Source organism: Bacteroidales bacterium (assembly GCA_035647615.1).
Classification (GTDB): domain Bacteria; phylum Bacteroidota; class Bacteroidia; order Bacteroidales; family 4484-276; genus SABY01.
In genome coordinates this window covers 146,594-171,398 of sequence record DASRND010000007.1, presented here as the reverse complement: position 1 = coordinate 171,398, position 24,805 = coordinate 146,594, and the positions used below count along the sequence as shown (strand labels likewise).

The window sequence follows — 24,805 nt, the reverse complement described above, 5'->3', positions numbered from 1 at the left end:
TTGCCAACGCACAAGCGAAAGTGTGCGGGAGGCTTCTCCGCCGGCTGGCGGAAATGAGGGGTAGCGCGGGCGTTTAGAAAATAAAATTCATTATTAAAAATTACATTTCATTATTTTGTTTTCCCATCCTCAGCATTTCGATCTGTTTCGTCCTCCCAGTCCTTACTCATATTCGTAAGGTGGCACAGCATGTCGATGTCGTTAAAATCATCAAGCTGATACAGCCAGAAGTGCAGATCGCTTACAAGTTTTTCTTTTTCTTTTGGGTCGATAGTTAAGTCTTCCATTTTTAAAAGTTTTAATGCGTTATTACTAATTATATTTAAAATCCAAGTTTTGTTTTCGTCGTCAGGCCAAGTTCTTCGCGGCAAAAGGCGCCAACTTGTTGAAGGTTCGGCAGGCTGCCGCCGAGCAGTTCGTGGATGTTGCACTTCTTGGCAATATTGGCCATCTGGCCCCCTGTGAGCTTGAATTGCTCACAGAGTTGACCGATGGCGCAGGGGGAAAGGAAGGGGATTTTTTCCTGCATAATTTGAATGCGGGTATTCAGATCGGGGATTTCAAATTTTACTTTATACAAAAACCTGCGGTCGAAAGCTTTGTCGAGGTTGTCGGTGAGGTTGGTGGTGGCGATCATCAGACCCTCAAAATCTTCCATCTCCTGAAGGATGATGTTTTGCATGGCATTGAGCGTTTGCGAAACTCCCGACTCCATGTTGGTGGTTCTTTTGCCAAAGATCCCGTCGGCTTCGTTAAAAAGCAAGATTGGATAATCCCTGCTGCCCTCCTGCAACCGGCGATAACTTTCAAACACGCCCTTTATAAGTTTTTCTGATTCACCAAACCACATGCTCTTGGTCTGACTGATTTCTACCGGCAAAATACTACGACCGGTTTCACGTGCTAATTGATATACACTTTCTGTTTTTCCGGTTCCCGGATCACCATACAAAAGCACCGTGAACCCGGCTTTCATGTTCTTGTCCTTCATCCGCTCTACGATTCCATTGAAATTTTCTTTTTCAAAAAGTCCTTGTATAGCTTGCATTTGCTGCTTTTCGTTGTGGTTTAAAAACAGCTTTACAGGTCTTATTTTCTCAGGTAGGATTTCGGTTTTTACCTTTTGCGATTTCAGTGATAATTGCTCAGCGTCGGCTCCCAGCAGATATTCCAAGCCCTTGTCGGTGATATTCAAATCATTCTCGTTGCGAAACATACCAGGTGTAGTTTCAATCAGACCACGCTTGAGCAATGAACTATTGCCATTCAATAAGCTCCTTCTCACACTCAACTGAAAATGTTTGTCATTATCCAAAAAGTAACAGGCTTCAGATATCGGAATGTCATCTTCACCATTGAGGAGCTTGTAAGCAACAAAAATCAAAATCAGGACTTCGTATTCATTCATATCCGAACCCAGAATTTTTTTGGCAATCGTTAGCTTCTTATTCTCTTTGCAAATGGTCATCAAGTCATCTTTTAGAATCTCGTATCCGCCTCCATTATCAGTAGCATCTTCCATGACGGCAAAAGCTCTTACCAGAAAGTCGAAATTGTCTTTGATCATGCCCGGGTTTCCCACCAGCTTCTTTTTCAGGATTCCATCAAGGATGCTATGATGTACATAATAGGAAAAACTGCCTGCACGTGAAGTAAACGGACCTCTGCTGTCCTCTTGTCGGATAAGCTTTTTCTTTGTGAGCTGATCCAAATCGTGTTTGTATTTTAGCAAACGCATAACGGGAACTTCAAAATGGTTGGCTAAGTCAGAAAGGTCGGCACTACCACGTTCGAGCGTTAGATAAAAGATGATTGAGAAAAGCACTGCCTGGTTGTGGGTGCAATTCAAAAAATCGGTCAGAGGTTTTACATTGGGCGCAAGCGCTTTAAGCTTCTTGCCCGAAAGCGCTGATTCTTTCGACTTTTGGACAATTTGTTCGATGTGGTCTGTAAAATTCATTGGCGACGTGTTTTATGGTTAATTTTGGAAACACAAAATTAGAGCATGACAACACCGTGTATTTGTGTACTAAAAAATAATTTTTTATGCCTAAAAATAAGAATGCAATTATCCGATACAAGATTATCGATCAGCTGCTGATGAATGGGAAATCAGTCACCAAAAAAGAGATTGCCGATGCTTGCTCTGAAAAGCTCGGATTGTCGGTGAGCCTCCGCACCGTCGAAAATGACATTTATGCCATGCGTTACAGCGAAGGGCTTAATTATCGTGCTCCGATCGAATACTGTCATCAAAGAGCCGGATACATTTATTCCGACTTCGATTATTCTATCGACCGTATTCCGGTAAATGACGATGATCTTAATAAGTTGAGATTTGCAGCAAGCCTGCTGGACCAGTATGGAAAGGTAAAAGCTTTTAAAAGTTACAGCGGAGCTATCGACAAGGTTATCCGCCTGATCAACTACCATAAAATGCAGGCAAATAATAACACCATCGATTTTATCGAGTTTGAGAAAAATCCTCCCACACAAGGGATGGAATACATCGACCAACTGATCCCAATCATTCGCGACAAGCGCGTGATATCATTAAAACACCACTCCTTTTGGCAGGATGAAGTTCAGATGTTTACGGTGCATCCTTATTGCCTTAAAGAATACAAATTCCGGTGGTACCTGGTGGGATATTGCGAGGAGCGGGACGCTATCAGAATCTTTGGGCTTGAAAGAGTTCGGGCAATCGAAAGCCTGCACTTGCACACTTTTACGCATAAGATTTTCAACCCTGAACTTTATTTTGAAAAATTTATCGGCGTCAATGTCCCGCAAGGAGAACCTGAGCAGATTGTACTGCGATTCAAAAACAACATCGGAAAATACATCCTCACCCAACCCATCCACAGCAGTCAGAAATTGATACAGAATGGCGGTGATACGCATGATTTCGAATATCTGCTTTCGATAAATCATGAGTTTATCGGTATCATTTTAGGCTGGGGCGCAAATGTAGAAGTGATGGAGCCAGCGTCTTTCAGGGAACGTGTAAAGGGAGTTCTGCAAAAAAACCTGAACGCTTACGAAGAATAGTTGTCGGGGTGTTCCTGGGTTAGATAGAATTTCACAGTGTTACTCGGTGTAGAACACAGTGTTACTCTGTGAAAGGTATTCACTTTTACCGCACGTTTCCCTTTGCGAGGTTTTCGATGTTTTGGATCAATGCCTGCCGCCTGCCGACTTTCTTCAATCCTCCCACTCAATCTCCCAAATTGGCTCAACGCCTCTTAGGTTTTTTATAAAATAATTCCAGCGCGCTTTGGTGAAATATTTCAGCGCGGCGCCGGTATATCCGTGGCGCTGGCTCGGAAGAATGAGCATGTCAAATTGTTTGTCGGCTTTTATAAATGCTTCGGCTAACTTGAAAGTGGCGGAAGGATTTACGTTTTCATCTATGCCGCCATGGACGAGTAATAGTTTGCCTTTCAGATTGCCCGCCATGGTGATATTGGATTGTAGATGATACGCCGAATCCACCGGCCAGCCCATATACATTTCGGGCCACCAGGCTTTTTCCATGCGGTGGTCGTGGTCGCCAGAACTGGCCACGGCAACTTTATAAAAATCGGGATAGGCCAGCAGCGCGTGCGCAGCGTCGTAGCCACCGGCCGAATGCCCAAAAATTCCTACGCGGGTAGTGTCGATCCAACTGTATTGCCTTCCTATTTGCTTAATGGCAAGTACGTGGTCTTCCAGGTTTCCGCCCAGATTTTATACGAATAATCGTGAAACGCTTTGGAACGTCCCGAAGAGCCAAGCCCATCCACAACCAGCACCACAAAGCCCAGCTCAGCATAGGATTGGTAGCTGAAGGCTTGCGAAAAATTGATTGGGAACTGATGCGTATGTGGGCCGGTGTAGCTACATTCGATAACGGGATAGCGCTTTGCCGGATCAAAATTTTCGGGTTTCCAGATGGCTCCGTATATCGTGGTTTTCCCATCACGCGCCGTGGTAGTAAATATCTCGGGGGACGTCCATCGCGGGAAACCACTGATGTCAGCATTGCCCAGGGTCATTAAAATTTTCCCCGTGTCCGTGCTTCTCAAAACAGTAGTTGTCGGGATATTTACCGTCGAAAAATTATCGACGAAATAATTGCCATCCGGCGACATACTTACAAGGTGATTCCGGTCTTCCGGAGTCAGCAGTTTTAAATTTTCCCCATCGAACGAAATGCTGTATAAAAGCTGATAATAGGGATTCCGGCCTTCTTCTTTGCCTGAAGCCATAAAACATATTTTCCTAGCTTTTTCATCGATACGCTCGATGCTGTTGATAACGAATGCGCCATTGGTGATCGGTTTCTCCGCTTTGGTTTTTAGGTCGAGGCTATACAACTGCCGCCAGCCGCTCTTTTCGGAGAGGAAAAACAGGAGGCTACTCTCTTCGGCAAACTCATAATGAAAGTTATCAATATTGGTTTCGCTGCTTTCCTGATAAAGTTCATCAAGTTTTTCTGTTTTCAGATCAAAACTATAAAGATGCATTGTTTTGTAGCCTCTGCTTTGCTGCGCCAGATAAACCTTGCCCGGCGTTTCTGACCACGTTACTTCAATGCTATTGATGTGCGTGCTGCGTGGCAGGCCGGTTTTAATTTCCTTTCCGCTGCCCACATCAAAAAACACCGGCTCTATATAAATCATGCCGGTGTCGCCGGGCGAGCCACGGAAATACGACAGCAGCCTGGGCCGGTACAGAGTGTCGATGCTCCAATCGAGCAGATACATCTTTTGCGCCGAACGCATGTCGCAAATATTGGCCATCAGCCACTTGCTGTCTGCCGACCAGGTAGCATCGAAATGAGGAGGCCGTTCGCCATTTTCGCCTTCGATGATATCGTCCCACTCAAACCACGTCGCATATTCGTAACCCTCGCGGCCGGAGGTACTCAACTGTTTCACCGCTCCGGTTTCGGTTGATTTAACGAACAGGTTATAATCTTTTGCAAAAGCAAGCCACTTTTTGTCGGGCGAAGCCTTTTCGTTGTCGTTGGTTTTTGCTTTGGCGGGAGGCAGCTCCAGCGAATGGTTTTCAGTGTTGAGCAGCCAGGTTTTCCCTCGCGCTGTTATCAGTAATTTGCCGGCACTTTTGTAATCTATTTTATCAATAGGAAGGTCGTTGGCTTCGATCTTAGCGCCCAGCGAATCCGACAGTAACTGAGCCAGCTTCTGATGATCGAAAAGCGGTGACTGCGCGAGATCAGGGAAAGTTATTTTTAGAAACTGTTTCTCATCCGCCGATTGACGGATCCACCATACGCCCGTGCTGTCCGGAAACCAGTTGGCACGGATATTCAGATTGAACACCTTTTTGTTGTAATAATTTTTGTGGAGGTAGCCGGTGGCGCAGTTGTAATCTTCAATAGTAATTTCGACCTGAGCGGACAATGTGCCCGAAACGAGCATGATGAGTAGGAGCAGTGTGGTGAAGCGTTTCATAGCGTTTTCTATTCATTTTTAAACCAAGCGCAAAACTACAAACTTAAACGCTTTCGACTCCTTCAATGATCAAGGTCTTAAATTCATAAAATTTAGAATCATTCCAAATTAAATTGTTTTAATTTAGCCGCGCATTTTAATTAACCAGGCAAATGAAGGCTCCTGTCATCACATTGGCTAACGACTTTCACCACGACTCATCAGTGGTGCGCCTGCGTTTTGAGAAGGATTTTGCCTTCTTTTCCCAGAGCCTAAGACACGAAACTTCAAACACCACCGAAATTTACACCCACGTTACAGAAGATTCTTTTAAAAAATTTAAAAATCCACTGGATGATATCATTTAACCCGACATACAAGAAGTTCCGCTTCTGTGCCGAATATAGGTGTGTAAGCGGAAGTTTGTCGCATACTAAAGCAGAAATAAGCGGAATACGCACTATACACATACGTTAGGCTTCATTTTATTAAGAAACAATTAAAAATAAATGCACATGAGAACAATTATTTCATCTATTCCATTAATTAGAATACCAAATGAAAGAGGATATTCAATTGATGATTGCGAGACAATGTTAAAAAAAGATTTTCAAACTTACCGATCAGACTCTGATACTTTGAAAGTAAGTATTTCTGGGAAAAAGGTTTTCAATTTGAAAATAGCTGAAGATATTACATTCTATAAGAATAGTCCAATATTTTTTGAAATATACTTCATATTAACATTAATACCCTTTGTATTAAGGTTAATAGCTTTAGTTTTACATAGTCTATTTGAATTGAGTTTTCCAGGGTTAAGTTTTTTGGCAATAATATTAGGCATATTTGTTTCCTTAATTTCATGGTTGCTCATTCAGATACCTGAGGTTATCTATTTTGCTTTAATGGCAAATAGACATATAAAATATATTGACTGTATGCTTGCTGAAATTAATATGAATAGATAATTGAATAAATAAAAACGAAAGGCTAACAGCGCCTCATAGTGCATGCCACAGATAGTGTGAATTAAGAAAATTAATAGTAAAAATAAAGATGATGCAAATCAAGAAAAATAGTAGTAGAAATGCGGCACGCACCATAGCCGCATACCGTTACCGTGCATATTAAAAAGATAAAGAACATATGAAAAAATTAATTTATTCGCTTATTTCAATTTTGATTTTTAGTTCCTGTTCACAAGAACTTGAGAAGATTTCAGACAATGACTTTATTGGAACTTGGGAATTGACAGGTAGAGAAATGTTTAATGGAATTCAAGTTTCAATTCAAAAAGAAAATGGAAAGTTTGAAGGACGAATTATTAAATTAAATGAGAACAAATATGTTAAGTTTTTTTCTGACTCAAATGATATTTGGGTTTCAGAAATTTTCAGGTCATCAAATTATCAATTCAAATTGAAAGAGAAAAAAATAGGAAAAGAATTCTTTGCAATCTATGAACTTGGAACAACTGAAGAGTTTAAAGCGGAGTTTATAGACAAGAATACCATTGGACTTGCAAAATCAAATTCAAACCCAAAAAAATCAGAGATTAGATATAAAAGAATAAAATAAACCGCACGATAGCAGCACCTAAAAGCACATGGCCGCATTAAGGTCATTAAGACATATGATTAATAAATTGAACATAAAAGAAATCAACATAAATTTGAGTAGTGAACGGCCACGTGCCATAGCTGCAAAACGTTATCTCTCATTCGTCCCAAAAATTTAAGAAACATCTGAATCAAAAAAAAGCCATCCCAACCAAAATCGGGATGGCTTTTTTGATATGACAATGTTCTATTCTTAGTTTTTGATGAGCTTGCTTGTTCTTAATTCGCCGTTCACATCAGCTTTCAAAATGTACGTTCCTTTGCTTAGCGCCGAAATATCCAATTGCGCTTCGGTGCCATCAACGCGACTTTCGATTACACGCTGACCCAAAAGATCGTAAATGCTGACGATGCTTATCCAGCAGGAGCTTCGAGGGGAAGCGTTACTATTCATTTTTAAACCAAGCGCAAAACTACAAACTTAAGCGCTTCCGACCCCTTCAATGATCAAGGTCTTAAAATCATAAAATTTAGAATCAATCCAAATGAAATAGTTGTACATTTACCGCGCAATTAAATTAACCAGGCGAATGAAGGATCTTATCATCACATTGGCCATTGACTCTCACCGCGACACACCGTTGGTGAGGATGAATTTTGAGAAGGATTTTGCGCTCATTGGCAAAGTAAAAACTATTAGGGGAGCTGCATCGAGCCAAAGCCACAGGTTTTGGTACATCGCCCAAAGCGATTTTAAACTGAACAGCGTTTTTGAGACTCTGAAAGATTTGGCCTGGGTGGATGATTTGGAAATTTAATTAATTTTGACGAATGAAACAAAAACAAACAATAAATGGCACCTTCAAGAAAAAGACGAAATGTCTTCATAATGTACCAAATTCGGGTCATTTAATAGACAGAAAGGGGTCATAAAAACAAATTGCCTATGATTAAACCGCTCAATACTATTAAAAAATGGGAATTGAAAAATTTTTAAAATCAGGAAAGATAATTCTTAATAATCTTGAAAATAAAATTGAGATTATAAATAAACCAGAAACTATAAATTTTTGTGAAATTTCTCCAAGTGAATGGGGACAAGTTTATGAGAAATTTGTTGGACAACATTTAGAAGAAGAAGGTTATAAAGTGCAATATGATGGACTTAATCTAGGTTTTTTAGATGGAGGAATAGATTTAATTGCTGAAAATGAAAATCACATAAACTTTATTCAATGTAAATTTTTTAAAAATAAAATAGGAAAATCTCAAATAGATTGGATTCTATACAAGGCATCTAATAAACTATTAAAACAATACAAATCTTCTGACAAAAAACTAATTTTCACTCTTGTAGTAAATGATGTTGAATCAAATTTCGCTAAAAAAGCCAAAACTAAATTGAAACTTACATTTACTGAATCTTTAAAAATTAAATATTTCTGGTTACAATATTTTCTTGACCATAAACACATACAAGACAAGGTAAAATTGGAATTTAAAGAAATAAATATGAATAATAACTACAGCCAACACAGTATTTAAGCTAGGGCTTGGTCAGTCTTAACTTGGAAAATCTTGCGGATTTTCCAAAGCCAGTTTTTATTTGGAGAGGTTCGTGCAGAGAAACGCCAAAGCTCATATACCAGCCGTTACCCCTCACCCGCCACAAACATTTTAGCGTCATCTGAATAAAAAATGCCATCCCAACCAAAATCGGGATGGCTTTTTTGGTATTACAATGTTCTATTCTTAGTTTTTGATAAGCTTGCTGGTTCTTAATTCGCCGTTCACATCAGTTTTCAAAATGTACGTTCCTTTGCTTAGCGCCGAAATATCCAATTGCGCATCGGTGCCATCAACGCGGCTTTCGATTACCCGCTGACCCAAAAGATCGTAAATGCTGACGGTGCCGATGTTTTCTACTGACTTCAGATTAACGATGCCAGTAGCCGGGTTAGGATAAAAGGAAAAACCTTGCACGAAGTTTTCGACTATTCCTACCGGTTCGCCCTGAATTGAAACCAGACCAAATTGGCCGCAGTCGTTGTTCACAGCGCCCAGGCTCGTGTATAAACCAGTGGCAGTATTGACGGAATAGAGGCGGTTTGACCCGCCGCCATGATAACCGATGGTGTATAATATTCCACTCTCCGGATCAAAATCTGCATCCTGCCCAAAGGAAATATTTGTTCCTATCGGCCCAATCGGTGTACCAGCTCCGGTTTCTAAATTGACGGAGTAGAGATAATCAGTTCCCACATCCACTATAAACGCATTGCCGGAATTGTCGATTGCCAGCCAAATACCTTTCGGATTGCCTGTTTCGCCAATCAGGGTAAGTGCACCCGTTTCTAAATCCACTGTATAGAGTCTGGTTTGGTCGCTGTTGGAGCTTATCGCATACATCGTGTTATTGGCATAGTTCCACGCCATGCCCGTTGGCATGTGGCTCTCCTGTGCATAAATGTCCAATGTATCAATGGTAGTTTCTTCACCGGTTTCCGTATTTATTTTTACCAGCGTTACCACTTCATCAATAAAACCTTCGACAGCAAATCCGAATAAATTGCCCGCCCCATCCTGATCGCCTGCATAAAAAACGGTATGGGTAGAACTAATCATACTCATGTTAAAAGGGCCGGCTAATGGAAAATATCCAAAGCCCCGTGGATCGCAACCACCATAAATCTGCACGGCGTAAACATCACCAGTAGCGCGATTGTCAAATGTAGTTGCGGGATAGGTAGCTTCGAAATATTCCTGCAACATCGACTGCTCATCGACGGTAAAAAGATTTGCCGGTTCTTGTCCCAAGTTGTTGTTGGCAGCTACAGCCAAACGATCCAATAACTCCGCTAGGGTTTGAGCGTTAGCGGTGCCAACCAAGAGGATAAAGCTGAATAATAAGAGTGTAATTTTCTTCATTTTAAGTGCGATTTTAAATTTTAAAACATTTATTTTTAATGAAGCGGCAAAAATATCTAAAATTATTCACCACTTGAAGCGCTCTGATTCAAATGTAAAATAGACTAAGGATTGGGCATAATTTGTAAGTCATAAGCCACACGGGTGCTTAAAAGCCCTAAGATCATACAAGCTCCAATTGGGACGCATCGACTTTGCCGGATGAGATACTATTGAAATAAAAGTAGAGTTAATTGTTAGTAATTGCTAACTGACTTTAATACAAAACACTAAAACTATTTTTATGAAAATATCTACCATTAACACACTCATTGCAATCCTATTCTTAATGTCCTCATTTGTTGCTTTTTCGCAAAGTAAAAAACAAGCGCCACCCAGCGAAACCATTAGCAATGAAAATCCGAAACAGGCATCGGATTCGAGAAGCTTGATTTTCTCAGAAGACTTTTCCACAGGAACGTTTCCTCCTTCGGGATGGTCAACCGTTGGTGTCGGCCAGCAAAACTGGGCTGCAGGTGCAAGCAATCTTGCCGGAGGTGTAGCTCCCGAAGCTGTTTTTACGGGGCTGCCCGGCTTCACCGGAAATTCTAAACTCGTCACGCCCATAATTGCTACAACACCCGATGAAATGGTAATATTACAATTCAACCATTTTGCGCACGACTATGGCAGCGGCTACACGCTTTTGGTCGAAACCACCGGCGATGGTACCAACTGGAATGAGGTGTGGTCGGTGGACGTCGATGGTTCCATTAGCCCCGAAACAGTTTTTGTTGCCATCGAAAATGACGATCTCGGCTCCTATAGTTTCCAGATAGCATTTACGTTCAGCGGCAATTCATCAAAGATATTCTCCTGGCATCTCGATAATATTATGCTCAACGAAAACCTTGCCTACGATGCAGAGGCTACCAACATTCTGGTTCCTTCATTGGCCGGCTACACTGACAAAATCGCGCCGCTGGCCGTGCTTACCAATATGGGTTCAGAAACAATTTCGTTTGATGCTACGGTAGAAATCCTTGACGCGACATCCACTGTAGTTTATACCGAAACTATGACCGTTGCCGACCTTCCTTCTTTTGAGCGCAAAGTGCTTACCTTTCCGCGTTGGACTGCAATAGTCGGAACCTATACCGTAAACCTGACAACTTCCCTGGCGGGTGATGAAAATCCGGATAACGACCTGGCAACGTCCACAATGGAGATACTCGAAAATGTAATTTTTAAACAGCCGCTTTACGAAGAGTTTACAAGCTCAACCTGCGCCCCATGCGCCATGCAGAATCCGGCTCTGGATGCCGTTTTGGCGGCAAATCCGATAACACATAGCCTTATAAAATACCAGGTGAACTGGCCGGGTGTCGGCGACCCTTATTATACGCCCGAATGTAGCGTCAGGACAAACTATTACGGCAACAGCCAGGCACCAAAATTATACATCAACTCAAATTCACAATGGGTGGCAGGCATGACCCAGGCCGTTTACGATTCCTACATTGGACTGCCAACCACGATGGCCATTGATATTGTAACGGCTTATATCGATCCCGACGGGAATGTTACCATCGATGCCAACATCAATGTAACCGAAAATTTAGCTGCCGGCCTGAAACTACACATTGCTGTAGTCGAAAAAACTACGCATGGCAATGTCGCCACCAATGGCGAAACGGAATTTAACAATGTGATGCTAAAGATGCTGCCCAATGCAAGCGGTACCACGCTGGAAGCCCTGACCATTGGGAATACCGTTGCAATAACTGAAAGCTACAACATGAGCCAAACCTTTATGGAAGAGCCTGCCGACCTGGCCGTAATTGTGTTTGTGCAGGACGACAGCAACAAAAACATTCTTCAAAGTGAGATGATGGATATTTCTATTCTAACAGGAATTGAAAACCCGGCACTACCGGCAAGTGCTATTCTAATCTTCCCCAATCCGGCAAGCAACCACATCAACATCCATTCGGAATCAGCCATTCAGCACCTGTTTGTCTTCAACCAAATGGGGCAGACTGTTTTTGAAACCCAAGCTGATGCACTCAGGCTTAATGTGGATATTTCCAATTTGGAGCGTGGCATTTATTTATTCAAAGTGATCACCGAAAAAGGTAGCAGTGTAAGGAAGGTGTTGGTGGAGTAGAGGCGGGGGATTCTATCAAGTCCACACAATTACCAAATCCGTGTCGAATTTAGGAATTCGGACAATGGAGTATTCCTGCAACCATTGACTTTTGCTCAAAAACAGGATTTGTGAAGGCCGGCAAAGCATGATGCACAATTTGAACAGATGGCTTTTCCGGGACGACAAAAACTAAAAGCCTTCCAAACGAAATTTCCCTATTATTGTCAAATAATTAAATTTTTTTGACAAATGAGGCATCCTCTGATCGCATCGGCTATTGGCTCCCACCGCCACACCCCTATGGAGATCCTACGTTTTGAAAAGAATTATAGTTTTAATAGAAGGCTAATCATGAGGTTCACCCATTCGAATCTAAAGGAATTTCATGATCATGATACAAATGAAAAATTAAGAATAATCATCAATCCTTTGGACGATTTCGGCTAACTGGCAAAAGGCATACATACACACCCAAAGCCTAGTGGGTAATTGTACCTTTTGCCGCGAGAAATGAAAAAATAAGCAAAATAATAAATTAGCACAAACGCTGGAAAACATTTAAAAAAACCACAAAAACATGAATTATGAAATCAACAAAAACGTTTTTTATAGCTACCTTGACTCTTCTAATTCTATTGATTGTAGTCAGTTGTGAGAAAGAGAATAATAATCAGAGACCAGATTTTCGAACTGAATATCTTGGGAACTTTAATTTCAAAGTTGTGAGCGAATTTTGGACAGTTAATCCCGTGCCACCAATTTATGATACTTCTTTCTACAACGGAGTGATTCGTAAATATGAATTAATTGATAGCGAAGATGATTACTATAATGATGACGATAGTCATGAGAACCCAAATGAAAAAATAACATTAATATTTTCTCCAAATAAAAAAATTACCTCATTGATAAATAAAAACGGAATCTTAACAACAAGATCAGGAATTCATTATCTTCATCATGGTAAGTTTATGCACCTTGATACGATTGAGTTTTATGTTGGTATAGGTGGGTTAGGTGGTGGCCGTAATTATGAAGTTAAAGGGATTAGGAACAATTGACGCCTGCCAGTACCAAATTAAGTTATACCTGGTAGGTCGGTAAACCACTGCTCAGACTATTGTTTCAGGCTCAGGCAGCTTTCATCGGGATACTGGCTCCACGAAGAACTTCTAAGAATGGAGTTTTTCTTAAGAAGTATTTTTTGACGTTTTCTTAGTCTTGTTCCAAAACTTTGGGAATAGAAAGACGCGGTCAAGCGACAACTATTCTTTATTCTTTTTCACTGCTGTCCGGTTAAATATTTTATAAATGTAAAAACCCCACTATCGGTAGAACCTCTGCAAGGTATAGAAGATTTGAGGATTACTTTTGTGCTAAAATACTAAATCGCCTACGGCGAATTCCGCGTAGCGGATAAAGTATTGTAGAATAAGGGTTTAATGTTTTCTCAAATTCCGCGTAGCGGATTAACAAGTTTTTGCCGGACAACAGTGATTCTTTTAAAAATTTTCTGCCTTTTCACAGTACATTTCATACTGCCAAAAGTAGTAAAATAACCGTTTGGGAAAGCACAAAGCCCATACTTGTGTAGAATTTTGGAATTTGTCCTTTGGGTTTTGAAAGGTTGCCTATTCTTGATTCAAACCAATAAAAAAGGAGCTAAGATTTTCTTAACTTCTTTCAATGTGGGGCGTACTGGAATCGAACCAGTGACCTCTTGCCTGTCAAGCAATAATTTGACCTTTCCGCTATTAACCATTTGTTTTCATATTAGGCTTATTACCAGATTACAACGACACTTTCGTTAGTATTTTGTTTTCATTATTTGCCGTTGATATGCTGATTTATTCTACTTTTGTTTAAACTATGTTTAAACTTTAGTGATATGGCGACAATAAAAATTGTTCATTTTAGTAGTAGAAAATACAATGATGGAACCAGCCCGATTTATTTAAGGCTAACCATTGACAGGAAAACAAAGTATTACAATTTCCCTGATAATTTTAAATGCGCACCTGGACAATGGGATAAAAGGAATAATCAATTCAACACTAAATTTCCTGGTTACAACAAATCAAATAAACGATTGGTGAAATTCCAGAAACAAGCACAGGATATTGTTTCTGAACTGAACGAAAAAAACGATGATGCTGGATTTACATTTGATGAGTTTGCAGAGGAATTTGTAAAACAAAAGAAAGAATTATATCTGTTTGAATATTTTGATCAGGTCATTGAACGATTGGAGAAATCCGGCAAAATTGGCAATATGCAAGCCTATCAGTTCACTAAAAGCAAGTTTTACAAGTTTTTCAAAGGTGAAGTTGAAATGAAAAAAGTGAGCTTGAAAGATTTGAATAAATTTAAGGAGCAATGTTCAAATGAGGCATTAAAAGACACTTCAATAAGCATGTACTTGCGAACCCTAAGAGCATTATTTAACCGTGCAAGAAAAGAAGAATCTTTAGACAATGATCCTTTTGAAAATTTCATTTGGAAGGAGCTGAACCTGGAAACTGAAAAACGGGCAATATCCAAAGCAGACCTATTAAAAATATTTAACTATAAAATGGAGCCAGGGCAACCCGGTTTTGATAGCCGCAATTATTGGCTATTCTCATATTTTTGTTATGGAATGAATTTCAGTGATATTGCCCATCTAGAGCTTGTGAACATTGAAAATAATGACGATGAAACCCTATTAACTTATCGCAGGTTAAAAACGAAAAAAGTTATCAAGCTGACACTTTCCAATTATGCTTTAGACATTCTCAATATTTACCAAAATAACAACTTTGGCAATAAGTATGCTTTCCCAATCCTTAATCCTGAAATACACAAAACCCCAAAACAAATTAAAACAAGGATACAGACCGCGCTAAAGGTCGTTAATTGTGAAATGGGCGATATAGCAAGAATGCTGGGCATTGAAAAACATATTACTAGCTACGTAGCCCGACATAGTTTTGCTACTATCTTGAAAAAAGAAAACATAGGAACTGCAATAATTAGCGAAATGATGGGACACAGCAGCGAATCAGATACACAAATCTATCTCGACAGCTTCGATAATTCAACTAAGACCGAGGCAGCTAAAAAATTAATCTAAAAGCTATGAAAACAGAGCAACTAAAACCTATTGTAGCCAGGTTTAATAATTTACTGATCGAAACGCTTGTAAAAATCAGTCCCGGGATTGATAAGCACTATTGGGCAAACAATCCAAGTTTTAATGGCCTTCGTTTTTTGATTGAAAAGGTGTTACCAGAAATTGGCAAAGCCGGCGATAGTGAAATAAAACAAATATTGGATTTAACCAGAGTCACAAAAGATTATTTTAAAATTCATTTGAATAGTAATGTTTTTGCTACTTGTTATGTATTTGTTAATAGTGCCATCGTAGATGGAGTGCAGTATGATTTTGATGATGAACTGGTAAGCCAATACATAGATAAGAATTACAGCCAGGTGAGTGTTAAAAGCAGCTACACACAATCAGCTCCTTTTGATTATTGTATGATTGACCAAAGGGTTGATGGGTTAGCAAAACATACTTTTGCCAGGCTTACAGCCGAAAAAACAACCAATGGCGAAATTGAAATTTATACTCAAATATGTCCAAACCCAAGCGAAATTAGCCTTTTGCCTGAATTGGATGATGAGCTTAAAATAGAACGTAGCCAGATAATAGAATCAGTAAAAGCTGAATGGACAAAAAAAATAATTTCCGAAAAGAGCCAAAAAATAAAACAGGAGTTTCAGCAATTTGCTCATGATGTATTACAAGGTTATGAAAAACTGAACGAAACTTTTGATGCTCTTGTTTCGGTTTTAACCGGTGAAATTGAGTTGAGGAAAATAAAGCAAGAAAGCTATTATTTGCATTTGAAATTTGATTTCAGGAAAAATCAACAAACTATTAATTTTCTTTTTGAGGAATTGAAAAACAATAACTTTATCCATACAACTCAAAGCAATTTTTCATCAGTCTTTACACCTGAAAAAACCATACCGATAAAATGGGAAAAAGGATTAAACGCGTTTCTTAAATTGTTTTTCGGTTTTGAGAATCTTAAGTTGCATGGGATTGCGAAAAATTTTGATGGACTAATTGAAAAGCGAAAAGATGTTTTTTATGCTATTGCAAACTGTTTTACCTTTAAGGATAAGCCCACAAACAAACCGATGCACGAATATATTTCAAGCAAAGCAAGCAGTGGAGAATTAAAGAATAGCCCACCCCGGGAAATGACTGCTTTACTGCCTATTATCCAAAATCTCCAATCCCTCCAAAACAAAGTGGTATAAACAAACTAACCATATTATACCTCTTCTCCCGCCTTACCTGTATTTTCTTTGCAGCGTATCAATAACAACGCTACCATGGAAAATACTGAAATTTTAAACGGATTAAAAGAAGTAAAGGAAAGCCAGCAAAAAATCGAAACTTTGTTGTTGTCTCAAAAGCCCGCTCTTAACCTGAATGAGCTAAGTGACTACACCGGCTTTAGCAAGTCGTTTCTTTACAAGCAATTAATGCACAACAAAGTTCCAGGAGCTTACAAGCCCACTGGTAAATCCTGGTTTTTCGATCGAAAAGAGATTGATCAATGGCTTTTATCAAACAAATCGGAAGGATGAAAAAAGAAACAGTATCCATCAATTTCGACAAGCGGAATCTAGTGCATGGCCTTACCTACATAGCTAAGACGATGGATATTTATCAACACGATTTAGAGTACCTATGACAGTAAATCGCTTGGTAGGACTTCAAAACCAACTGGCAGACGCGCCACTAAGTTTGACCATTGGGATTAAAAACAGACTCCGAAATTGTGTCTTCGAGAGTTTCCAATTTAAGTCAGTATCAAAAATTGAAAAATCAGAACTATGTACAAAGAAGAAAAGCAAACCGATACTTTCGGCAATGCTCATAATATTATGCCAGCAAAAATAAAAAAAGAAATTGAACATCCACCTGCATCCGAAGCGGAAATACTTGACGGGCTGGAAATTTCAGACAGTGAGAATCCCGATACAGACTTTAGCGAATTAGGTTATTGCATCAAAGATAGTATCTATGTTACCAGGCAGATTGACCGAAAGAACAACGTTACCGAAACTGAACAATCAAATTTTGTTATGCGTTGCCTTTACAATATTACGAACGGTAGCAACAATTCGCGTCGCCTAATTTTCGTACAGCGAAAGCCTCGTCAAAAAGGAGACAAACCAGAGAAAAAATTGCTCGAAGTTAAAAGTAGTGAACTCAAACCGGAAGCTTTTGAAGTTATTCTAAAATCTCATGGATGCACCTTTTTGGGCACTGCTTATTTACTTAAAAAGATATTCGCCAATTTAATGGACGAAGAAGAAACAGCTACCATCATCACCATGCTTGGTTGGAATGAGGATTATAATTTCTATGCTTTTGCTGATTCTGTTTTTACCTTCAAATGCAAATTCTTAAAATCCGATCACATGGGTATTGTACAGGATGAGGGCAAGACATTCTATTTGCCAGCCACTGGCTTGGCCAACCAAACCAACGAGGATTATGCCAATGATAAGGCATACAATTTTAGACCGGGTACTATTGATTTTAAAACTTGGTCAAAGCTGTTTTACCAGGCCAGTGGTAACAAGGCAATAGTTGGCATTTTATATACCGTCTTGGCAATCTTTCGGGATTTGATATTTACACAGCTAAACTTTTTTCCTTTTCTCTATTTATTTGGCGAAAAGGGTACCGGTAAAACTTCTTTTATCCATCCGCTTTTGCAGCTATTCGGAAGCGACAGCAAAGGGACACCATTAAATAATGCCACCATCGTAGCGCTTAGCCGGATAGTTTCATCACGTTGCAATAGTTTGTTTTACTTTAAAGAATACACCACAGAAACAGATCACATGGCAGAGGATTTTATCCTCTCAGGATATGATGGTGCCGGACGCGAAACAGGGGTAAAATCCAACGACACAAAAACAAAGAAATTTCCTATCCGATCAGGAATAATATTTGATGGAAACTCATTACCACGTAAATCAAACATATTAAGCAGGATGATTCTGCTTACTTTCGAAAGCACCACCTTTACCGAACACCAAAAGGAGGCATTTAATGAGTTGCGCGAAAAATCGCAAAACGGTTTTGGTAGTGTTTTTCTTGAAATATTGCACTTGCGCCTCCACGTCGAAAATGAACTGAAAGACAATTTCACGCTGGCGAAAAAATCAATTACTCAAGTTATCCAAAACTCTGACAGATACCCTGCTATGCGAAATGCCGATGAAAGGATTCTGCAGCATACCTATTTACTATACAGCATATTTCTCATTAGCAAAGAGCACCTAGCTTTCCCGTTCAAAGATGGCGAAGTACTGGATGCCGTGTTGCAAATTGGAGAAAGTACAATGCAAATGCTACAAAGAACCGATTCAGTGACAGTGTTTTGGGAGGCGTTGGCCTACAGTATTATCAAAGCCCAGGTTCAGGAATTAACGGTAGATGGATATAGCCCGTCAAATAAAAAAACAGCATCATTCTGGATTAAAGATAAAGAAACAGAGGTACCATCTATGCTAATAAAATTCCCGCAGATTTACCCACACTATGTGAAGTACTGCAAAGATAATGGCATCAGATACCTTGACTACAATAGCATGCTATCTATTCTTACTTCAGGCAACAATCAGAGTTTTGTTCCTGGCAGACAGAAAGGCCGCGGAAAAGCGCAAACGGTTTTTCATTTCGGGAGTTGCTATGAATTCACTATGCAAAAATCAGATACAGAAAATGATACATCCTTATTTTTAAATGGTGTGGAATTCCAACACTAAAAGATGTAAATGATGTAAATGTTGTAAATACCTCTTATAAAAAACCTAAAATGAATTAGTTATGAATTTACATTGAATTTACATATTTACACTGTTATTACATCAAAACTTGGCTGTGTAAATACAATTTACATCAAAGCCGAAGCATGTAAATATGCAACAGTATCATTATCATATAATTAAAGGTTGGAATTTACAGTATTTACAGTATTTACAGGTTTTGAGGATAATACCCTTTAGTAGAATAATAATTGCAATCGAAAAAAAGAAAGAAAATGAATTGTCAGGAAGCGAAAAAAATAGAAATAACGGTATTTTTGAATGCCATAGGGCAACAGCCGAAACGCAAATTCCCCGGCCATTGGTGGTATCTTTCACCATTGCCCCGGAACGGTAAGCAGGAACAAAACCCATCTTTCGTGGTGGACATACTCAACAACTTGTGGTATGATAAAGCACTCGACACTGGCGGCGACCTGGTGAAGCTGGTGCAACTCATGCACAACACCAATACCGCTGGAGCTTTACAGATAATTGGCGGGAACAACCTTAAGTTTTTTTCTTTCGACCAGCAAAAAGACTTTTCCGACGGTGTAGATGTTTTGCACGTGCAACCCGTTCAAAACCGGGCGTTAATACAATATCTCGACCATCGTTGTATCCCTGTTAGCATAGCCCGGCTTTACCTTGTAGAAATGTATTACAGAGTGAGAGATGCAAAATATTTCAGCCTGGCCTTTAAAAACGATCGGGGCGGGTATGCCTTAAGGAACCTTTACAACAAGATAGCAGTTTCGCCGGCATACTATACAACTATCCCGGGCCGGTGGCATGATCAGCTAAACTTGTTCGAGGGGTTTTTTGATTTTCTATCAGCACTCACATATTTTAAAACGGATGTTCCAAAACTCGATTCTATCATCTTAAACTCGACGGTACATGCAGGTGAAGTGCTGCCACTTCTGAAAAATTACAAAAGGATTAACCTCTTTTTTGACAACGACGATACCGGAAGTAGAACTGCCAAAACTGTTAAGCAGAATCATTCTTATGTAGTGAACTACGCTGGCAAAGTTTACCCAGAGCACAATGATTTTAATGAATTTTTAATGCAGTCGCAAAAACGAAAATCATAATAAACCGCTAGACAGACATATAGCCTCCTTCAATATTGCCATATTTACTACTGGTCCTAAACATATGCTTGCGACGAATTTTCCTGGAACCTGCGCTGTGGACAGGAAGCGCCATTGTCCCTCATCGGCGATGCGTGCGCCCATCATCTATCCATCAAAAGTACGTACTACTGTGCCCGTGGGATCGCGGAAGTGTTAGCGGGGCAGAGAAAAATAAAAAATCAGCACCAGCAGTACAAACCCTGCCGCCAGCAAGCACAAGAGCAGAGGAATTTTTACAAAAAGAGTTTGGATTTGGTTCTTAGATTTCATCAGCTTGCGTTGAGAGGCAAAAATATTATTATGGGGGAAGATGTGTGACAACACTACTCCATAATTTCATTATCAAAAAAGGCAGCCTGAGAGGCTGCCTTTTTTTGTTTGGATGATCATCAAAGCATACAATGGTTATTCGCAGTCAGTAAAAGTGATTGTTCCGGGGCTTTGCATCAACACCAGGTATGCTTTGCCGCTTTGGAGCTGCTGAAGGGTATTGATGTTGTATTGAGGCCAGTAAAGATTCGAGCCTGCAATTTCTTTGATGATTAAAACATCCAAACCATCAAACAAAGTGGTCACTTCTTCTCCGCAGGGATTGAAAACCGGGATAAGATTCCATCCAGCTTCCAATGCCACTGTTTTGTTTACAACCACTGACCCCAGAAAAGTTAAGTCGATTTCATTTTGGGTTTTAATAAAATATCCACTTGGGGCATTCCATTGCTGAAGCGTATTGATGTTTTGTGCCGGAAAGTACATTCCTTCATAATTGTACAAAATAATGATCGCATCCTCAATACTTTCGAGAAGTGCTATGATATCGGGGTTTTCCGGATCGACATAAGAAGATAACCCTGACCAACCTTTGGGAATATGCACAATTTGAGTAGCAGGCATTGCATTAACAGTAATTGCTAATGTCGAAACTGCACCATCACCGCAGTCATTCGTTCCCTTAACGGTAATATCGCCAGAAATGGCAGACAGGCCAAAGTCAACATCAATACTATTTGTCGAACTTGTTCCCGTCGCTCCGCTTGGTAAAGTCCAAATGTATGAAGTCGCATTTTCAATTTCAGCAACAGTATAAGTAACGGACTCCTGCCCCTGATAAACGGTTGTTTCTCCGGTGATAGTTCCTGTTCCAATAAGCCCTAATACAATTACATGACAGGTATCCATTTGGTTACCATTCATTGTATGCACAACAATATCAACCAAGCCAGGACTGATAGCATAAATTTTTGAATTGCTGACAAGTGCAATGCTTTCATCTAAACTGGTGACAAAGCAAGAAGTATCGTCAGCGTGCGAAGGTAGTATTGCCAAAGTAATCCCGATTGAATCGCCAGGACAGAGCACCACCTGCTTAGGTGTAATCAGGACATCAGTAGGATGTATCCATTGATAAGCCCCAATACTCACGCTGTCGTGACGAACATACCCCCGTTGATCCAATGAATCCAGGTACAGAGGATTACCATTGCTTTTAGCCGGGTTGTTAGGTATATTTTTTAATTTCATTGTTGGGGTGGAGCCACCATTGTATGCAAGCGAATCAAGCCAGGTAGTATAATCAGGGATGCTGACTGAAATGATGCTGTCTTTATTGGCTCCAAATAAAGAATCGCCGAGTATGCTAAACTTTGCTTGCCAGCTATTATTTGTTGTTCCTTCATAAAAACTTAAATTTGGTTCAGTCCAAAGAGAATTGTCAAATACTAATGTATTCCCATCAAAAGTAATATACCCACCTCCGATAATCGTTGAGTTTCTAATTATGGAAGTTGAGTTTAATTCTAAGATAAATGAACCAACAATAGTAGAATTATTCATGTATAAGGTAGACTGTTCAGTCCATAAATCTTGTCTACTGCCCAAATTATTGAAGAAACTGCAATTATGAATATTTACAAGGCTGTTGCGAACTGCCAATGCTTTTCCATTAGCAAATGGCGTAGAATTATCGCTAAATATGCAATTTTCCAGATTGCAGTTTCCTTCTTGAACAACACATAAACCTGCACCATAACCATTTACTACAATCGTGAACGTACCCCCATTATTTTGTACTTCTTGCTGTATGAGATTGCCTGTAATCTTACAATTTTGTACAGTCAGATTTCTACCTTTAAATAAAGTATAATCATATCCACAAAAAATGCCAGCTCCTGAATTAATAGCTGAGTTGTTGATTATTTTGCAATTAACAAGAAAAGCATTCTCCGATTGAACATAGATACCACCGCCATTATTCTCATTTGAACCGTACCAATTTCCATCCCCGTAGATTAGACTATTTGCTCGACCATCTCTTATGGTAACCCCATCAATTATTGTTGATGCTCCTCTTGTTACAACAACATTAAAGGTATTATCATAAGTATTGTCCGGTATACCTATTTCACCACTTAATATAGTTTCACTATTTATATAATCACGGTTTGTTGTATCTGTCCCTATACTTGATGAGGCAAATCCACCAGCGAATCTAACATTATTTAAAATGAAAGATTTATTCCTGTCAAAATTGGTTGTTGGCTTATAGGTACCTTCGGCAACATAGACATTGATTTGTTGCGATAATGTACCCTGATTCAATTTCTCGAGCAATTTTGTCAGGCTGATGGCATTGTCCCATGATTGGCCATCACCAGATAAATCCGCATTCTGTTTTACAAAATAAGGCCCGTAGTAATCCGTAACTGTCAGAGTTAAGGTATCAGATAAGGTCGTATCTTGTGCCAACTGTGCAATGATTAGGCAACTTCCGGGACTGAGTGTTGTTATCGTCCCATTTGTATTTACTGTGGCAATGGCGTTGTTACTGCTTTGCCAAATCACTTCCTGATTGGTTGAATTCCAGGATGTTATGTAATAATTAGGGGTAATAGCCCAATTTGGATAGGCAAGTATAGCCTCCTCTTTCAGGTAAATGCCTGTTACCGATACATTGTCTTCAATACTTCGTAAGTAAGGGTATCCAATCACCATGATTACACTATCACCCGGGAAAATCCATCCAATCCTGGCGTTATCCGTGTAAACCGAATCGTAATGCAGCAGTTCGAAAAAATATTTATGTCCGGCAGCCAGATATTGGGTCGAAGTATTCAGGTTCCAGTCCGACAAGGCTGTATCGGTTGCCATTTTCATTTGCGCATTGGCCTCTGTCGAATCGGAACTTAACCAAAACTGCCCCTTATCGTCGCAACCCATGAAAAAGGAATAATTCCCGCTTATGGGAGTCAGTATATATCCCCTGATCCTGGAGGCAAAGTAATCCAGTGTCGAAAGATGCTCGGTTGTACTGAGTTCAGAAATGGCAATTCGCTCATCGGGAAACGCCGTAGTGTTTCGCAGCGTATCAAATCCCACAGCCATCCTGTCTTTGAATAATTCCAGATATAATCGGTTAACATTGACGTACATCGTATCGGCCAGATTTGGATTGGAAACCAGCCGGACAGTGATCATGCATTCACCAGGAGAATTACCGGAAACTAAACCATTTCCATCCACTGAAGCCACAATCGGGTTCGTGCTGGAAAACTGTAGAGCCCCGTTTGCCGCGTTCCATGGGTGGACAAGCGCGACAGCGTTGCATGTCTGGTCCGGCATCAGGAACATTCGTTCCCCGGCCAGTGTGACGGAATCTGCCAGTACACTGACCAAAGAGTTTGAAAGGTAAGTGAAGCTGACCGTGACGGGCAGGGTATCTCCTTGTAATCCCCATCCAAGGTTGAAATAACCAGGGCCAGTGCTATCATATTGAAGAATCTCGAAAAAGTACTTCTGTTGAGCGACAAGATATTGAGAAGAGACGTTATGGTTCCAGTTTGTATCCGGTGCGGTGATATAGCTTTTCAACTGTGCTCCCGCTGCTGTTGAGTCAGGGCTAAGCCAAAACTGGCCTGCATCATCGCAGGCAAAATAAAAAGAGTAGTTCCCGTTAACTTCCGGATAGATGTATCCACGGGTTCTAGTAGTATAGTTGTCCATCAAATTCTCCTGACTCTGTGTGGATAAAGTATGCAAAGTAGTCTTTTGGTCAGGCGGCCTTGAACGGCTCTTTAATTCAGTAAAATCACAGGTAAACTCATGTTCAAAAATCTCCTGTACAGGTTCTGCACCAAGGTGCTTGGGGATGGGTGGCCGCAAATGATTGTGTTTGATGGCGGTAAGAAGATTGGTACCCGGCAATGTCCACCGGACTCCATGAATCCCAAGGTTATCTAGAGTCTTGTGCAAAGTCTCAAAATAATAGGGTAGCCCTTGATTGAGGAAAACGCTGTCTATGATATAATTTACACAGGGATGGTTGGTTGTTGGCAGCGTATCGGGCCATGGTTCATCCCCATTAGAATTGCATTGGAAAAAATAATTTGTAAAAAGAATTTTTCTCTTATGATATTCCATTGAATCAATACTCAGGTTAAACCAATCGCGACTACTGCCAAGCATATAAAACTTGTAGTAACCTGTCTGTGGGGGAATAAGGTATCCCCTTGTCCGCAGGTAATACACCCGCGCTGACACCTCGAGGGAGTCCAGTAAATCATAACTTGCTGTAGGGAATTCCTCCATATTGAAAGGCGCCCATGGGTATTCAATTGTAGCATGCTGACCGATTGCATTAATTTCAATGCAAAAAAATACTGCGATTAAAAGAAAATACTTTTTCATAATGATATTATTAATTATTTAGTTGGCACCAAAGATTTAAAATTATTG

20 protein-coding genes are annotated in these 24,805 nt (G+C 40.0%); 13 read left to right on the top strand and 7 right to left on the bottom strand.

Features of this window, described 5'->3' with window-relative positions:
* Nucleotides 1-110: 110 nt before the first annotated feature.
* Together VFC92_03595 and VFC92_03590 are read right to left on the bottom strand one after the other, a co-directional pair.
* The gene (locus tag VFC92_03595) at nucleotides 111-287 is read right to left on the bottom strand and encodes a hypothetical protein (GenBank protein ID HZK07264.1); all 177 of its coding nucleotides are present in this window, start codon (nucleotides 285-287) and stop codon (nucleotides 111-113) included.
* A gap of 35 nt (nucleotides 288-322) precedes the next feature.
* Entirely contained in the window at nucleotides 323-1,960 is a 1,638-nt protein-coding gene (locus VFC92_03590; protein ID HZK07263.1) for an ATP-binding protein, read from the bottom strand.
* Nucleotides 1,961-2,046: 86 nt separating this feature from the next.
* On the opposite strand from VFC92_03590, the gene VFC92_03585 reads away from it, so the two are divergent.
* Complete coding sequence (locus VFC92_03585) at nucleotides 2,047-3,051, top strand: WYL domain-containing protein (protein ID HZK07262.1); 1,005 nt, start codon at nucleotides 2,047-2,049, stop codon at nucleotides 3,049-3,051.
* 153 nt (nucleotides 3,052-3,204) lie between these two features.
* Here the strand turns inward: VFC92_03585 and VFC92_03580 are convergent, their stop codons facing one another.
* Both VFC92_03580 and VFC92_03575 read right to left on the bottom strand, forming a co-directional pair.
* Nucleotides 3,205-3,663: a prolyl oligopeptidase family serine peptidase gene (locus tag VFC92_03580; GenBank protein HZK07261.1), complete on the bottom strand. Its 459-nt coding sequence runs from the start codon at nucleotides 3,661-3,663 to the stop codon at nucleotides 3,205-3,207.
* 17 nt (nucleotides 3,664-3,680) lie between these two features.
* Complete coding sequence (locus VFC92_03575) at nucleotides 3,681-5,459, bottom strand: DPP IV N-terminal domain-containing protein (GenBank protein HZK07260.1); 1,779 nt, start codon at nucleotides 5,457-5,459, stop codon at nucleotides 3,681-3,683.
* A gap of 152 nt (nucleotides 5,460-5,611) precedes the next feature.
* On the opposite strand from VFC92_03575, the gene VFC92_03570 reads away from it, so the two are divergent.
* The 3 genes from VFC92_03570 to VFC92_03560 all read left to right on the top strand — a co-directional run bounded on the left by VFC92_03570 (nucleotide 5,612) and on the right by VFC92_03560 (nucleotide 7,016).
* Nucleotides 5,612-5,806, top strand: a complete 195-nt coding sequence (locus VFC92_03570) for a hypothetical protein (GenBank protein ID HZK07259.1) — start codon at nucleotides 5,612-5,614, stop codon at nucleotides 5,804-5,806.
* A 147-nt stretch (nucleotides 5,807-5,953) separates the two neighbouring features.
* Complete coding sequence (locus tag VFC92_03565; protein HZK07258.1) at nucleotides 5,954-6,406, top strand: hypothetical protein; 453 nt, start codon at nucleotides 5,954-5,956, stop codon at nucleotides 6,404-6,406.
* Nucleotides 6,407-6,584: 178 nt separating this feature from the next.
* Nucleotides 6,585-7,016 (top strand): hypothetical protein, encoded by a 432-nt coding sequence (locus VFC92_03560; protein HZK07257.1) that lies wholly within the window; start codon nucleotides 6,585-6,587, stop codon nucleotides 7,014-7,016.
* A 234-nt stretch (nucleotides 7,017-7,250) separates the two neighbouring features.
* Here the strand turns inward: VFC92_03560 and VFC92_03555 are convergent, their stop codons facing one another.
* Nucleotides 7,251-7,451 carry a T9SS type A sorting domain-containing protein gene (locus tag VFC92_03555; protein HZK07256.1) on the bottom strand — a complete coding sequence of 67 codons (201 nt, stop codon included), beginning with the start codon at nucleotides 7,449-7,451 and terminating at the stop codon, nucleotides 7,251-7,253.
* A 136-nt stretch (nucleotides 7,452-7,587) separates the two neighbouring features.
* Here VFC92_03555 and VFC92_03550 point away from each other — a divergent pair, with 136 nt between their 5' ends.
* A complete protein-coding gene (locus tag VFC92_03550) occupies nucleotides 7,588-7,815 on the top strand; it encodes a hypothetical protein (GenBank protein HZK07255.1) in 228 nt (75 codons plus the stop codon).
* 157 nt (nucleotides 7,816-7,972) lie between these two features.
* The gene (locus VFC92_03545; GenBank protein ID HZK07254.1) at nucleotides 7,973-8,542 is read left to right on the top strand and encodes a restriction endonuclease; all 570 of its coding nucleotides are present in this window, start codon (nucleotides 7,973-7,975) and stop codon (nucleotides 8,540-8,542) included.
* A 207-nt stretch (nucleotides 8,543-8,749) separates the two neighbouring features.
* On the opposite strand, the gene VFC92_03540 is transcribed toward VFC92_03545, so the two are convergent.
* On the bottom strand, nucleotides 8,750-9,925 hold the full coding sequence (locus VFC92_03540) for a T9SS type A sorting domain-containing protein (GenBank protein ID HZK07253.1): 1,176 nt from the start codon (nucleotides 9,923-9,925) through the stop codon (nucleotides 8,750-8,752).
* A 283-nt stretch (nucleotides 9,926-10,208) separates the two neighbouring features.
* On the opposite strand from VFC92_03540, the gene VFC92_03535 reads away from it, so the two are divergent.
* The 7 genes from VFC92_03535 (at nucleotide 10,209) to VFC92_03505 (ending at nucleotide 20,032) form a co-directional block, all read left to right on the top strand.
* Entirely contained in the window at nucleotides 10,209-12,071 is a 1,863-nt protein-coding gene (locus VFC92_03535; GenBank protein ID HZK07252.1) for a T9SS type A sorting domain-containing protein, read from the top strand.
* A gap of 566 nt (nucleotides 12,072-12,637) precedes the next feature.
* Nucleotides 12,638-13,114 (top strand): hypothetical protein, encoded by a 477-nt coding sequence (locus VFC92_03530; protein ID HZK07251.1) that lies wholly within the window; start codon nucleotides 12,638-12,640, stop codon nucleotides 13,112-13,114.
* Nucleotides 13,115-13,941: 827 nt separating this feature from the next.
* Nucleotides 13,942-15,165, top strand: coding sequence for a site-specific integrase (locus tag VFC92_03525; GenBank protein HZK07250.1), 1,224 nt, complete (start codon nucleotides 13,942-13,944; stop codon nucleotides 15,163-15,165).
* Nucleotides 15,166-15,170: 5 nt separating this feature from the next.
* Nucleotides 15,171-16,364 carry a hypothetical protein gene (locus VFC92_03520; protein HZK07249.1) on the top strand — a complete coding sequence of 398 codons (1,194 nt, stop codon included), beginning with the start codon at nucleotides 15,171-15,173 and terminating at the stop codon, nucleotides 16,362-16,364.
* Nucleotides 16,365-16,439: 75 nt separating this feature from the next.
* The gene (locus VFC92_03515) at nucleotides 16,440-16,697 is read left to right on the top strand and encodes a helix-turn-helix domain-containing protein (protein ID HZK07248.1); all 258 of its coding nucleotides are present in this window, start codon (nucleotides 16,440-16,442) and stop codon (nucleotides 16,695-16,697) included.
* A gap of 249 nt (nucleotides 16,698-16,946) precedes the next feature.
* Nucleotides 16,947-18,896, top strand: a complete 1,950-nt coding sequence (locus VFC92_03510) for a hypothetical protein (protein HZK07247.1) — start codon at nucleotides 16,947-16,949, stop codon at nucleotides 18,894-18,896.
* A gap of 275 nt (nucleotides 18,897-19,171) precedes the next feature.
* On the top strand, nucleotides 19,172-20,032 hold the full coding sequence (locus VFC92_03505) for a toprim domain-containing protein (GenBank protein HZK07246.1): 861 nt from the start codon (nucleotides 19,172-19,174) through the stop codon (nucleotides 20,030-20,032).
* Between the two features lie 447 nt (nucleotides 20,033-20,479).
* Here VFC92_03505 and VFC92_03500 read toward each other — a convergent pair whose 3' ends face one another.
* Nucleotides 20,480-24,757, bottom strand: a complete 4,278-nt coding sequence (locus tag VFC92_03500; protein HZK07245.1) for an Ig-like domain-containing protein — start codon at nucleotides 24,755-24,757, stop codon at nucleotides 20,480-20,482.
* Nucleotides 24,758-24,805: the final 48 nt, after the last annotated feature.

What these genes read in the sequence shown, in the direction of transcription:
- VFC92_03515 (HZK07248.1), top strand. Translation starts at nt 16,440, where the DNA reads ATGGAAAATACTGAAATTTTAAACGGATTAAAAGAAGTAAAGGAAAGC.
- VFC92_03550 (HZK07255.1), top strand. Translation starts at nt 7,588, where the DNA reads ATGAAGGATCTTATCATCACATTGGCCATTGACTCTCACCGCGACACA.
- VFC92_03565 (HZK07258.1), top strand. Translation starts at nt 5,954, where the DNA reads ATGAGAACAATTATTTCATCTATTCCATTAATTAGAATACCAAATGAA.
- VFC92_03570 (HZK07259.1), top strand. Translation starts at nt 5,612, where the DNA reads ATGAAGGCTCCTGTCATCACATTGGCTAACGACTTTCACCACGACTCA.
- VFC92_03555 (HZK07256.1), bottom strand. Translation starts at nt 7,451, where the DNA reads ATGAATAGTAACGCTTCCCCTCGAAGCTCCTGCTGGATAAGCATCGTC.
- VFC92_03595 (HZK07264.1), bottom strand. Translation starts at nt 287, where the DNA reads ATGGAAGACTTAACTATCGACCCAAAAGAAAAAGAAAAACTTGTAAGC.
- VFC92_03510 (HZK07247.1), top strand. Translation starts at nt 16,947, where the DNA reads ATGTACAAAGAAGAAAAGCAAACCGATACTTTCGGCAATGCTCATAAT.
- VFC92_03585 (HZK07262.1), top strand. Translation starts at nt 2,047, where the DNA reads ATGCCTAAAAATAAGAATGCAATTATCCGATACAAGATTATCGATCAG.
- VFC92_03560 (HZK07257.1), top strand. Translation starts at nt 6,585, where the DNA reads ATGAAAAAATTAATTTATTCGCTTATTTCAATTTTGATTTTTAGTTCC.
- VFC92_03520 (HZK07249.1), top strand. Translation starts at nt 15,171, where the DNA reads ATGAAAACAGAGCAACTAAAACCTATTGTAGCCAGGTTTAATAATTTA.
- VFC92_03525 (HZK07250.1), top strand. Translation starts at nt 13,942, where the DNA reads ATGGCGACAATAAAAATTGTTCATTTTAGTAGTAGAAAATACAATGAT.
- VFC92_03500 (HZK07245.1), bottom strand. Translation starts at nt 24,757, where the DNA reads ATGAAAAAGTATTTTCTTTTAATCGCAGTATTTTTTTGCATTGAAATT.
- VFC92_03545 (HZK07254.1), top strand. Translation starts at nt 7,973, where the DNA reads ATGGGAATTGAAAAATTTTTAAAATCAGGAAAGATAATTCTTAATAAT.
- VFC92_03530 (HZK07251.1), top strand. Translation starts at nt 12,638, where the DNA reads ATGAAATCAACAAAAACGTTTTTTATAGCTACCTTGACTCTTCTAATT.
- VFC92_03535 (HZK07252.1), top strand. Translation starts at nt 10,209, where the DNA reads ATGAAAATATCTACCATTAACACACTCATTGCAATCCTATTCTTAATG.
- VFC92_03575 (HZK07260.1), bottom strand. Translation starts at nt 5,459, where the DNA reads ATGAAACGCTTCACCACACTGCTCCTACTCATCATGCTCGTTTCGGGC.
- VFC92_03505 (HZK07246.1), top strand. Translation starts at nt 19,172, where the DNA reads ATGAATTGTCAGGAAGCGAAAAAAATAGAAATAACGGTATTTTTGAAT.
- VFC92_03590 (HZK07263.1), bottom strand. Translation starts at nt 1,960, where the DNA reads ATGAATTTTACAGACCACATCGAACAAATTGTCCAAAAGTCGAAAGAA.
- VFC92_03540 (HZK07253.1), bottom strand. Translation starts at nt 9,925, where the DNA reads ATGAAGAAAATTACACTCTTATTATTCAGCTTTATCCTCTTGGTTGGC.